The organism is Moraxella sp. ZY200743, assembly GCF_050885545.1.
Taxonomy (GTDB): Bacteria; Pseudomonadota; Gammaproteobacteria; order Pseudomonadales; family Moraxellaceae; genus Moraxella; species Moraxella haemolytica.
In genome coordinates, this window is the sequence record NZ_CP091313.1 from 1,382,523 (window position 1) to 1,395,546 (window position 13,024).

Genomic DNA, 13,024 nt, shown 5'->3' on the forward strand with positions numbered 1-13,024 from the left:
TAATACGCCATGCCAAATTCACCCACCAATCCCAATCAAGGTTCATTCTTTGGCTCATTTTATATGGTCCTTGCTTGCTTGTGTTTTACACTGATGCTTGTCTCCATTAAAATGGCAGGACAAAAATTTGCCATGCACACTTATGAACTTACCTTTTGGCGAGTACTATCTTCATTGGTTATTTTAGGTGGTTTGTCTTGGGTTAAAGGGCAGGATTTTCGCACAGCTTATCCAAAGGAACACTTTTGGCGGTCATTGGCAGGTTTGGTTGCCCTACTGATGAATTTTTATGTGGTACTACACCTGCCACTTGCTACTGCCAGCACCCTACAAAACACCTCTGCCATTTTTTTAGGGCTACTTTCCATCATCATTTTAAAACAAAAGCCATCTGTTATCAGCTGGATATCGCTCATCTTAGGATTTTTGGGCGTGGTGATTTTATTAAAACCTAGCCAAGGGGGTGATATCTTTGCCATGTTTATCGGATTGACAAGCGGAGCAATTAGTGGTTATGCCTATTTACAAGTGCGAGAACTTAGCTTGCTTGGCGAACCTGCATGGCGGATTGTGTTTTATTTCTCACTTTTATCTGCCATCATCTCAGGAATATTGGCGACATTTTTTGGTTTTACGCCCATCAGTTGGGCAAATCTACCCTATATCATCGCCATTGGAGTGACTGCTTTAGGTGGACAGCTTCTCATGACTTATGCCTATCAAATGGGACAAAAATTTGTCGTGGCGGTATTGGGTTATTTAGGCGTGGTGTTTTCGGTCATTTTTGGGGCGGTGTTGTTTGGTGAACGGCTTGACTGGCTAAGCTTGCTTGGGATTGCCATCATCGTCATCAGTGGTATGATTGGAACAAAAAAATAAGATTGGTTATCAGCCCATCTCAATAATATAATGTATAATAAGCATTCAACAATCATAGATTTTTTAGTATAACTACCAATACACTTGTATTGACTAATTTTTTATGTTATAATAATGCTTTATTGATAACAGGGTTATTTCATGTAATGGGATAACCCTGCTACATTTCACGGCTGTATTTTGCAAAAATACTAGAGTATATTAACTCCCATAGCACCATTTACATTTATTGATGGTCTGAGCAAAAATCGTACAACTGTATATGAAAAATGGTCGTCAACCGCTTAATCCCATGGGTTTTGATTAACTTCAATCCCACAAATTAAGTATTTAGGTGATTTTATCATCAAGCCCTGCTATGCACTTATGTTAACCAAGTGGGCTTTTACAAAAATGTGGATCCAATCCATTTTATGGCAAATACATAAATACGATAGCAAAATAACTCTACTTCTAGTATATATCACTAATCTTGCAAGACATCAACAATCAGCCAATGGCATTTTACATTGATTTAATTGAGGTACCTATGCAAAAATTTATTATCATATCGCTAATGACAAGTGGTTTATTATACACATCTCTAGCACACGCCAAAAAAGCAGTAGAAACCAACTTAGGTATTGAACGCTATCAAGAAACATACCGTGAATACACAAATGGTGAGCGTTTCATGCAACAGCAAGGTAGCTTGAATGCACTTAATGGGTCAATTAAGTATCGTTTTAATGAGAAAGATGCGATAAAATTAGAGGGTAGATACGCCAAAGGCAAAGTTGATTATACAGGTGGTGAAAATCCTAGCGAAGAAAATCCTGAAGGATCTCCTTATGGCTCAATACACCTAAAAGGTGCACCTCGTCTCTCTTATGACATCCGCTCACTGTATATTTATGAAAAATCAATTCGCCCAAACTTAAGTATCATTGGTGAAGCAGGCTTGGGATATCGAGTCCTAAGAGATTTAAGCTCCCGCATAGATTCAGAGGATTACGATAGAAAAAATAAAACTGCTTACACACAAGTAGGCTTGGGTGCAAAAATAGCTTTGGCTCACGGATTTGAATTTTTACCACGAATTGCTTACAATCAAGGTATTTATGGTCGTCAGTACTCCTTCTTAGGTGATCACGGCACCATCACACTCAAACAGCACAATGCTCGTGGTATTGAAATAGAATTACCCATCAGTAAGCAGCTTGCTAACCAAACCAAAATTAGTTACACCCCTTATTATCGTGGTTGGAATGTCCCCACTTCCAATACTTTTGAACGCATTGAAACAGGCGAAGATGGTAGCCAAGGTATAGCAAGCTACAGCGAACCAGAAAACAAAACCAAAGAGATAGGCTTTAAACTGCAATACACATTTTAATCTACCTTAAAGCCAACTCTCAAGTTAAGCCATGTAATTTAAAAAATAAATGGCCACTCATCACCCCCCCCTTATTGATTTCAATATCAGTAAGGGGTTTTATTAACAAACCATAACCTACTGATTATTCCAAAGCACTACTCACCCCAAGTACAAAAATCTCTACTTTAGATTTTGTTAGTCGCAAAAAACCAACATTGAACAAATATGCTATAATACGCAGATTTATTTTATATTTATGGTCTTACGACATGGACATCATTTTACAACTCATTGATCTCATCGTAAATATCGATAAGCATTTGACGGTATTTTTAGCAGACTATGGCATGTGGATTTATGGGATTTTATTCTTAATTATCTTTGTTGAGACAGGTCTTGTGGTCATGCCATTTTTACCAGGTGACAGCCTACTCTTTGCAGTAGGGGCGTTAGCAGCCTTTACAGGAAAGCTCAACCCTGCCCTACTCATCGCCTTGCTATTTATCGCAGCGGTACTTGGCGATACACTAAATTATCATATTGGAAAATATATCGGACCTAAAGTATTTGCAAAAAATTACCGCTTGATTAACAAAGACCATCTCATCACCACTCAGACTTTTTTTGAAAAGCATGGCGGTAAAACCATTATCTTTGCCAGATTTCTGCCTTTTATTCGCACTTTTGCCCCTTTTGTGGCGGGAGCAGGCAGTATGAATTATAAGCGATTTATCAGCTATAATATCATCGGTGGTTTTTTATGGATTGCATCTTTTGTTCTGCTTGGCTATTTTTTTGGCAATCAGCCTGTCATCAAGGATAATTTTACTTATGTGATTTTTGGTATTATTGGATTTAGTATACTACCCATCATCATTAGTTTTTTGCGACAAAAAATAAACCCATGACTTAAAATAGGTTAAACCATGACAACATTTAAAGATTTACTCTCAAAAGATACCCAAGCTCAACTCAAAGAAATGGGTGGCAAATCCTCAACCAAACCTGAGACCGACAACAACAAAAAGCCCGCCAGTGCCACTGTCATGAGCAAAAAAGAAGTCTCTCAACAAGTTAAACGCTTTAATCATGAGAGCATTGATGAAGACAAGGTGCTATTCATGCAAGCAATGAGCGGTGTCCGCCCCTTAAAACATGAGCAGTCCATCAGCCATGCCCAAAAAACCAACCCCAAAGACCCCACCACCCTACTTCGCCGTGCCAATGCCGAAGGCGGTGAAGAGCTAGCAGGTGCTAAATTGTCTGATATGCAAGCCTTGTTAAATCCTGTGGCAGGCGAAGCGTTTTTAAGCTACAAAAACCCAACATTACAAAACAAAGTATTTGAGCAACTAAAACAAGGTAAATTACGCTGGTTTGATGCAGTTGATTTGCATGGCTCAAGCATTGATGAAGCTCGAAATGCTGTCCAGACCATCATCGCCAACGCCCTAAAAAATGGCGAAACAGTCGTTAAAATCGTACATGGCAAGGGTACAGATGCCATCATCAAAACCTGTGTGAATGGTTGGTTACGCCAAATCCCTGATGTGATGGCGTTCGTCTCTGCTCCTGCTAATGATGGTGGTACTGGGGCAGTACTTGTACTACTAAAACGCAATAAAATCAATATGTAATAAGTCATTCATAATAAAAAAACCAATCATTAAGATTGGTTTTTTTATTACAGTCATCAATCTGCAATTTTTTCACCATGAATGGCAAGGTCAAGACCTTGATATTCTTCTTCGGCATCTACACGCAGTCCCATGGTTTTTTTAATAATCACGCCAATAATAAATGTCATCACCGCACCATACACCAAGGTGGCAATCACCCCCTCAATCTGTAGCCAAAGTTGCTCCAACAACGGCACATTAGCGACCTCAGGATACAAGGTAGGACTTACAAAAACACCCGTTAAAATTGCACCAATGACACCACCTATACCATGTAGCCCAAAAGCATCTAGTGCATCATCTACACCTAGGCGTTTTTTTACATAATAAATCATCACAAAACACCCCAAAGCGGTCAGCACACCGATCGCCATCGCACCAAATACATCCACAAAGCCTGCCGCAGGTGTAACCCCAACCAGACCTGCTACCGCACCAGATGCCCCTCCTAACGCAGACGCCTTGCCACGCTTCATGTATTCTGCCATCAGCCAAGTGATTGCACCAACTGCCGCAGCTACCTGAGTGGTGATTAAAGCCATCACAGCATGACCATTAGCACCCAATGCCGAACCTCCATTAAAGCCAAACCAACCCACCCAAATCAAACCTGTGCCAATGAGCGTCAATGTTAAGTTTGCAGGAGCAAGATTGCTTTTGCCATAATCACGGCGACTGCCCAATAAATAGGCCAACACCAGACCACCCACACCAGCATTGATATGCACCACCGTACCACCTGCAAAATCAAGTGCATCGCCGGTCAGCCACCCACCGCCCCACACCCAATAACATACAGGCACATATACCAGCAGTGTCCAAGCCCCAGCAAACACCATAAATGAGCCAAATTTAATGCGCTCAGCGAGCGAACCTGCCAAAATTGCCATGGCGATGATTGCAAATGTTAATTGAAACATAACCATTAGTAATTTTGGGATACTACCATCTAATTCCTCCAACCTAATGTTATGCAGCATCACATAATCAAGCCCACCAATAAAAGCATTCATAGAGTCTTCTGAGAATGCAAGCGAATAACCTATCACAACCCACACAACAGAAACGACCGCTGCCGAGCCTAGACTGTGCATCATGGTAGATAAGATATTTTTCTTACGCACCATACCTGCATAAAATAATGCAAGCCCTGGAATGGTCATCATCAAAACTAAGGCGGTCGCTGTCAATACCCAAGCTGTATCACCGGTATCAAGCATAGGCTCACTCGCCATGACCACAACAGGCAACACCCCCGCAAACCCCAAGCCAAATTGGCTGATTAATTTTTTCATTTTTACCACCTTTTGCTGATTTTTATAAAGCCTCTTCACCCATTTCGCCTGTGCGAATACGCACAATCTCATCTAACGACTGCACAAAAATTTTACCATCGCCAATCTTTCTTGTATTGGCAGCACCTGCAATGGCACTGACCACATCATCAACCAAACTCTCACTCACAGCCACCTCTATCTTTAGTTTGGGCAAAAAATCCACCACATATTCAGCACCACGATACATTTCGGCATGACCTTTTTGACGCCCAAAACCCTTAACCTCCGTGATTGTCATGCCATGAATACCCATCGCCATTAACGCTTCTCTAACATCATCTAGCTTAAATGGCTTGATGATTGCAATGACTAATTTCATAATATAATCCTATGATGATACAAGTAAAACTTATAATTTAGTTGTAGTATGCCAAAAAACACTCAAAATAAAAAATGGTTTATTTTAATAAAAAAAAGACTATTTATTATTTTTTATTATGATAATATAATATTTTCAAATATTTAAAAAATCACCAATCTATTTACAAGCATCCATAGAAATTCGTAAAATACAGCTTTTATTCTTAATTATTTGGATAGTTTATGACAGACACTCTGACCATCGGCATCGTTGCAGGTGAAATCTCAGGTGATGCACTGGGTGCAGACTTTATGCAACAAATGAATAAACTACACCCAAACATTTGCTGGGTCGGCGTGGGTGGTCATGGCATGATACAAATGGGATTAAAGCCCATCATTGATATGGAACGCTTATCCGTCATGGGTTTGGCTGAAGTACTTAAGCATTTGCCCGACTTATTTCGTGCCAAAAAAGAGATTCTTCGTGCCTTTGATAAAAATCAGATTGATATCTTTATTGGTATTGACGCACCAGACTTTAATCTAAGATTGGGCAAGACCCTAAAACCCAAAGGCGTATTCTGCGTGCAGATGGTCAGCCCAAGCATCTGGGCATGGCGTGAAAATCGCATTCACAGCATCAAGGCAGCGACCAATTTGGTATTGTGCCTATTTCCCTTTGAACTGCCTGTCTATGCCAAACATCATCACCCTGCAGTGTGCATCGGACATCCGCTAATCCATCACACACAACCCAAAAACTTCACCAAATCCACCAACACACTATGCTTGATGGCAGGTTCACGCTTAAGTGAGATTCGTGCCATTTTACCAACTTTATTGGCAAGTTTTGATGCGTTATGCCAGACTCATACGGCACTGACTGCCATTTTGCCACTTGCCAAAGATGAACATCGAGTGATGGTGCGGGCAATCATCAATGAGCAAGCACCTCATTTATCATCACGACTGACGACCTTTACTCCAAGCGACTGGCAAGATTGTAGCGAGTACGACAGTAATTACACCGCCAGTCAGTATGCCATGCAGGTGGCAAAATTAACCATTTTAGCCAGTGGTACAGCAACCCTAGAAGCACTCATGCTAAACACTCCGATGGTGGTCGTGTATAAGGTTAACGCCCTAACCTACGCCATTGCCAAACGCTTGATTAAGACCCCCTATGTTTGCCTGCCCAATATCCTAGCATTTGAACGCACAGGCAAAAGTATCGTGCCAGAGCTAATACAAGGTAACGCCACCGCTCAAAATATCGCTCATGAAGCAAACTGCATTCTTGCCAACCCCAACGAACAAAAAAACAAACTCATCAACACAGTACAACTCATCAAACAAGCCAGTAGCCAAAACCCTGCCGATACGGTACTAAGTTACTACACCAAGAACAACTAAATACACCTAAGCCTAAAAACCATGCAACCTTCAAAAGCACACAGTCAAAACACTCACACATTGCATTGCACAGCCATTAGCCATAAAAATCACAAGCTGACATCCGATACCATCGTCATTGGCATTGATGAAGTTGGTCGTGGTTCGCTATTTGGGCAGATGACGGTAGGGGCGGTGATTTTAGATAATGCGTTGACAGGGGAATTTGGGCAAGTGGATTTATCAAGCACGCCAATCATGCTCATTAACGACAGTAAAAAGCTATCAGAAAAAAAGCGAAATTTAGTTGTTGAACCCATAAAAAATACCTGCCAAAGCTATGCCATTATTGACATACCGGCATTTGTTATTGATGAGATTGACATTTATCAAGCCACTTTGCTTGGTATGCGACTTGCCATTGAGAAGTTGATTGACATCAATCACATCACATCTAGCCATGATTTAACCATCATCATAGATGGCAATGCCACACCGATACTATCCGATGGATTTGCCGAATTTCAACCATGCATCCATACACTCATCAAAGGTGATAGCATTCACACATCCATTGCCTGTGCCAGTATTCTAGCCAAAGTACACCGTGATACAGCAATGAATGATTTTGCCAAGATCTATCCAAACTATCAAATCAACAGGCACAAGGGTTATGCTAGCAAAGCCCACACACAAGCCATTTTTGAATATGGAATACTACCAGAACACAGAAAAAGTTTTAACCCCATGCGAACAATACTAGCAACTTCGCAAGGCGTGCTGCTCTAACATAACGCCGAGCCAATCAGCCCCTAATTCTCAATACCACCCAAAAACAAACAAACCCTAAATTTGATTAGGGTTTGCTCTTTGATGGCCAGATGGTTAATTACTTGCGTTTTTTGTCACGCTTTTTAAACTCAGCGATGCGTTTGCGTTCACGCATGACTTTGGCTTTATTTTTAATTTTTGGATTTTTTTTGCCTTCGTATGGGTTGGCATTTTGCTTAAATTCCACATACAACGGCGTACCTTCAAGTTTAAAGACATCACGATAAATATTCTCAAGATAGCGTTGGTAACTTTTGGGTAATGCACTCGTCTGGTTGCCATGGATAACAATCACTGGTGGATTATGCCCACCCAAGTGAGCATATCGTAGCTTGATACGGCGACCCCCTACCATTGGCGGTTGATGATTTTCTACCGCATCTTGTAGAATTTGAGTAAGGCGACTGGTTGACACCTTAAACATAGATGCGTCATACGCCTTATGGATAGATGGATATAGATTACCCACGCCATTGCCATAAAGGGCGGAGATAAGGTGAATCTTTACCCATGGGACAAAATTAAAACGACGATCGATTTCTAGCTTGATAAAATCTTTTTGATCTTGGGTTAGCCCATCCCATTTATTGATGGCGATAACAATAGCACGCCCTGCATCTAAGGCATAGCCTAGCATATGCAAATCTTGATCAACAATCCCTTCTTTGGCGTCAATCACAACCACGACCACATTGGCATCTTTGATTGCCTGCAAGGTCTTAACAACAGAGAATTTTTCTACCTTTTCATCAATGCGACCACGACGACGCACGCCTGCAGTATCAATCAGTGTATACTTTTCTCCTTCTCGCTCAAATGGAATATAGATACTATCCCTTGTCGTACCTGGCATATCAAACACCACGACACGCTCCTCGCCAAGTAGGCGGTTCACCAGTGTTGATTTTCCAACATTAGGACGACCGATGATGGCAAGTTTAAGCATCCGCTCAGCATCTTCATCCTCCACCTCATCTTCTGGCATATCAGCAGTTAATACCTCAAGCAGACTAGTTACGCCCTTACCATGACTGGCAGCAGTTGGAAATGGCTCTCCAAAACCTAGGGCAAAAAACTCTGCTGATGACGCATCATGCACACCATCCATCTTGTTTGCCACCAGATACACAGGTTTGCCTAATGTATGTAAAAATCTGGCAATCTCGCTGTCTGCCCCAATCAGACCCACTCGTGCGTCCACAACAAAGACAACAATATCTGCCTCATGAATGGCGGTATAGGACTGTGTTGCCATATAGTCATCAATATTACCCTTGCCATCATCCATTTCACCAATGCCACCCGTATCAACCACGATAAAGGACTTATTTTCAAAATGTGCATCGCCATATTGACGGTCTCGGGTTAGACCTGCCAAGTCAGCAACTAGGGCTTGGCGAGATTTGGTAATTTGGTTAAATAGAGTGGATTTTCCAACATTAGGACGACCAATCAAGGCCACCACAGGTTTAATACTCATAACTTCTCAAATAATTTTAACGATAAAATTGATAACACAACGATTAAAAACAAAAACATCAAGTGCAGATGGTAAGTTTTTTTGTCGGTTTTTTAGCATTATAAGAACACCAAGATTCCTTTGCCATCAAAATGACAAAGGAATCTTCATAAGCGAGTCAAATAAGCAATTAAAACTGCCAAATACTCACCACACCTGTAGCACTTTGAGTATATAGACGATTACCGACAACTTGTAAGCTAGTCAACTCACCTTTGGTCTGGACACGATCAACGATATTACCAGTTGCATCCAATAAATGAATAACCCCCTCGTAATCGCCCACAGCGACATGGTTGCCAACAGCAATAGGGTTGGTTAGCTTACGATTTTTTAGCTCTTCATTCAACCACAGCTCTTCGCCTGTCAATCGGTTGAACGCCTTCACATCGCCATTCACCCCTGTGGTAATCAGTGCATCACCCAAGATGGTTGGCGACTTGGTACTGGCAATCTTAGCAGCAAACATCGCTCGCCCTGTAGACATATCAAAGCCCACTAACTGCCCGCTAAAGCTAGTAACATATAGATATTGACCTACGACCAATGGCGTACCATCAACATCACTCATGCGTTCTACCGCACTACCGCCAGTCGGCAAGCCCACTCGTCTTGCCCAAAGTGGAGAGCCTGTAGCAGGATTGATTGCATGGATACGACCATCTGCCATGCCAAATAAAGCCGTTTGCCCATCCAAATGAAGTGGCTTGGCAGCACCACGGACACTGATATCGGCTTGTTGCGTACCAAACTGCCAAACCACCCGACCTGTACGCAAGTCTAGACCATAGATAATGCCATTATTGGCAGAAAGCAACACACGATCATCACTGATGAGTGCTGGGGTTTGGCTTGAAGTTGGTAGTGATACTTCCCAAAGGCTTGCACCTGTAGCAATATCTAATGCCACCACCTTGCCAGAACGAGTACCAATAACAGCAACTTTACCTGCCTTGCTGGTCGCCACACCACTTGTGATGGCATCTTTTAAATCAGCCGACCAAAGCGGACGACCCTCTTTCATGGCACTTACAATACCGCCACGACTTGCTGCTACTAATACATCGTCCACCTCAGATACTTGCAAATCAACAATATCTTTTTTGCTGACACGCTCGCCCTTTGATAAACTACGCCCCTGCTCAAGCGATGCTTGGAAGATAGGCGATAGCACGCCTATAGGTGCATCAATCTTAATGAGTTTTGCAGGTTTTTTATCTTCGCCTTTGATGCCTGTGGCACAGCCTGTTAGTGCAATCGCACCCAAAGCACATACCAAAACAGTTTTTGTAAAACGAGCGTGCATATTTTATCCTTCTTATGTCCAGACAAACCCTTAAAAGTCTGCCCATCTTATCACTAATGTATGAATTAAACAATCTGCATGGTTATTATAAAACCAATTTAATAACCCCTAATTGCCGTTTTGTGTAGTTTGTGTTTCTATACTCACACGCTCAGCTGTAGCATTATCCATAGTAGCAGAAACATCGTTTGGTAGCGTGTTGGCAATCACGGGCTCTTTTGGTGTAATCGACTCAACCTGAACGCCCAAAGACTGTAGCTTTAGACTTAAAACTGCACGATTTTCTTGACGCTCACGCAATGCTTCCCATGCTGTCAGATAGGCGGTTTTGGCTTGTTCAAAGTCATTTTTGGTAACATAAATATCACCCAATACCTCTTGGCGAGATGCTTCAAAAGCTTTTGGCAGCTCTTTATTTGCTATGGTTAATGCTTTATCTATCTCATTATTATCCAACAACACACGAGCCAATCTCAACTTTGTCAATGCCAACAACCCTACATCATCAAGTTTTAATTTTTGAGCCTGCTCTAGTGTTTCAATGGCATCAGACAGCTTATCTGCATCTGCTTGATGGCGTGCTTTTAGCATGAGTGCTTGCCATGCATAGACTGTATTAGGATGCTCTGAAACCAGCTTATCTATCTCGGCGAATAAGGCCGATTCATCCTTAGCCAGCGATGCTTTAGCGTCCTTGCCCAAATCAGGATTTTGAATTGCTAATTTTAAAGCATTGTTACGCTCATCAATGGCGGTATACATATCTGCCGCCACCGTGTCAATTTTAGCATAGTTTTTTTGATAATACTCCCAGCCAAAATAGCCAGCCAGCACCAAGATAATCGCCCATACGATTTTATCGCCATGCTTTTTTAAGGCACTCATGGCTTGTTTATCATTTACTACCAATTCATCGCTCATCATCAACTCTTTAAAATATTTTTAGTGTTAAATAAATGGTGTTGTTCAATGAATTTTAACATAAACCGCAGACGAATAATTAACCAAAGCAGTTATATTGTTAAACAGCACCAACCATCTTAATCCTATAGACCAGATACCAACTAATCAAAATTAAAATCCGTCATCGCACGACTGCTTTGCTCTCCTGTGGTCATATTTTTCACTGACACAGTTTGACTGACAACTTCCGATTCACCAATAATCAAGGTATATTTTGCCCCCGATTTATCTGCTTTTTTCATTTGTGATTTTAGGCTAGTGGCGGACGCCATTTTAACACGCAAATCAGGGTTTTGTGTGCGTAACTCGTTGGCGTACATCACAGCATTCATATACACGCTTTCGCTAGCCACAACAAAGACATCACAGTCAGCCTTTATCTCAATAGGATTCACCGCTTCAATAAGCAACATCAAGCGTTCAAACCCCATCGCAAAACCAACGGCAGGCTCGGATTGCTCAAGATTGCCTTTTAATATACCCACCAGTCCATCATAGCGACCGCCACCGCAGACAGTTGCTTGTGAACCCAATTTGTCCGTTACCCATTCAAAGACGGTCTTATTATAATAATCCAATCCACGCACAAGCTTTTCATTAATCGTAAACTCAATCCCCAACGCACGCAGATAATTTTGCACCTGCTCAAAGTGTGTACAACTCTCCTCTCCTAGAAAGTCAGAAAGTTTGGGTGCATCTACCAAAATCGCCTGTGTTTGTTCATCTTTACTATCAAGCACTCGCAACGGATTCGTAGTTACTCGTCGCTGACTATCGGCATCAAGCCTATCAAGATGCTTGGTCAAATACTCAACAAGGGCATTTTTATAAGCCAAGCGTTCATGTGCTTCACCAAGTGTATTTAGCTGTAAAACAACATGCTGATCAATACCAAGTCGTCTCCACATCATCGCCGTCATCGCAATCAGCTCGGCATCAGCATCAGCCAAAGCAGAACCAAAACTCTCTACCCCAAGCTGAGTGAACTGACGATAACGCCCCTTTTGTGGTCGTTCGTAGCGAAACATCGACCCAAGATACCACAGCTTTGGCGTGTCGCCACGAGTTAGATTATGCTCAATAATCGCTCGCACGCACCCTGCTGTTCCTTCTGGGCGCAAGGTAAAAGATACCTCTTTTTCTTCTTTGCCTGTGTTTTGATTGCCATGCACCACACCAAACATCTCTTTTTCAACAATGTCGGTCGCCTCGCCCACCCCACGAGCAAACAACTCCGTTTGCTCAACAAATGGCAAGCGAACTTGGCTATAACCATAACCATCTAATACTTGGGTTAAAATCGCCTCCACTTCACGCCATTTGGCAGTTTCGGCAGGCAAAATATCATTAAAGCCACGAATGGCAGTAATTTTACTCATCTTTTAAATCCTTTATGATTCAAATTGAACAATTTACTTTCAATACTTATTACTTAAAGTACTCACTACTTAAAATATC

The 13,024-nt window shown here is 41.8% G+C and carries 12 protein-coding genes; 6 read left to right on the forward strand and 6 right to left on the reverse strand.

All coding sequences use genetic code 11. The features are described 5' to 3' along the window. Positions 1-9: 9 nt before the first annotated feature. From L3D27_RS06695 to L3D27_RS06710, 4 genes are all read left to right on the forward strand, one after another. Complete coding sequence (locus L3D27_RS06695; RefSeq protein WP_432480717.1) at positions 10-879, forward strand: DMT family transporter; 870 nt, start codon at positions 10-12, stop codon at positions 877-879. A gap of 529 nt (positions 880-1,408) precedes the next feature. Further along, positions 1,409-2,254 carry a hypothetical protein gene (locus L3D27_RS06700; RefSeq protein ID WP_432480718.1) on the forward strand — a complete coding sequence of 282 codons (846 nt, stop codon included), beginning with the start codon at positions 1,409-1,411 and terminating at the stop codon, positions 2,252-2,254. 251 nt (positions 2,255-2,505) lie between these two features. Further along, on the forward strand, positions 2,506-3,144 hold the full coding sequence (locus L3D27_RS06705; protein WP_432480719.1) for a DedA family protein: 639 nt from the start codon (positions 2,506-2,508) through the stop codon (positions 3,142-3,144). Between the two features lie 18 nt (positions 3,145-3,162). Next, entirely contained in the window at positions 3,163-3,873 is a 711-nt protein-coding gene (locus L3D27_RS06710; protein ID WP_284672978.1) for a Smr/MutS family protein, read from the forward strand. Positions 3,874-3,929: 56 nt separating this feature from the next. Here the strand turns inward: L3D27_RS06710 and L3D27_RS06715 are convergent, their stop codons facing one another. Both L3D27_RS06715 and L3D27_RS06720 read right to left on the reverse strand, forming a co-directional pair. Continuing rightward, positions 3,930-5,210 (reverse strand): ammonium transporter, encoded by a 1,281-nt coding sequence (locus L3D27_RS06715; protein ID WP_432480720.1) that lies wholly within the window; start codon positions 5,208-5,210, stop codon positions 3,930-3,932. A 22-nt stretch (positions 5,211-5,232) separates the two neighbouring features. Then, complete coding sequence (locus L3D27_RS06720; RefSeq protein ID WP_284672979.1) at positions 5,233-5,571, reverse strand: P-II family nitrogen regulator; 339 nt, start codon at positions 5,569-5,571, stop codon at positions 5,233-5,235. 224 nt (positions 5,572-5,795) lie between these two features. On the opposite strand from L3D27_RS06720, the gene lpxB reads away from it, so the two are divergent. Next, the gene (lpxB, locus tag L3D27_RS06725) at positions 5,796-6,968 is read left to right on the forward strand and encodes a lipid-A-disaccharide synthase (protein WP_373628425.1); all 1,173 of its coding nucleotides are present in this window, start codon (positions 5,796-5,798) and stop codon (positions 6,966-6,968) included. A 21-nt stretch (positions 6,969-6,989) separates the two neighbouring features. Next, the gene (locus tag L3D27_RS06730; protein WP_432480721.1) at positions 6,990-7,736 is read left to right on the forward strand and encodes a ribonuclease HII; all 747 of its coding nucleotides are present in this window, start codon (positions 6,990-6,992) and stop codon (positions 7,734-7,736) included. Between the two features lie 100 nt (positions 7,737-7,836). Here the strand turns inward: L3D27_RS06730 and der are convergent, their stop codons facing one another. From der to hisS, 4 genes are all read right to left on the reverse strand, one after another. Continuing rightward, positions 7,837-9,258, reverse strand: a complete 1,422-nt coding sequence (gene der, locus L3D27_RS06735) for a ribosome biogenesis GTPase Der (protein ID WP_432480722.1) — start codon at positions 9,256-9,258, stop codon at positions 7,837-7,839. A gap of 169 nt (positions 9,259-9,427) precedes the next feature. After that, entirely contained in the window at positions 9,428-10,603 is a 1,176-nt protein-coding gene (gene bamB, locus L3D27_RS06740; RefSeq protein ID WP_432480723.1) for an outer membrane protein assembly factor BamB, read from the reverse strand. Between the two features lie 108 nt (positions 10,604-10,711). Next, positions 10,712-11,527: a YfgM family protein gene (locus tag L3D27_RS06745; protein WP_432480724.1), complete on the reverse strand. Its 816-nt coding sequence runs from the start codon at positions 11,525-11,527 to the stop codon at positions 10,712-10,714. Positions 11,528-11,667: 140 nt separating this feature from the next. After that, positions 11,668-12,945, reverse strand: coding sequence for a histidine--tRNA ligase (gene hisS, locus L3D27_RS06750; RefSeq protein ID WP_432480725.1), 1,278 nt, complete (start codon positions 12,943-12,945; stop codon positions 11,668-11,670). Between the last annotated feature and the right edge of the window lie 79 nt (positions 12,946-13,024).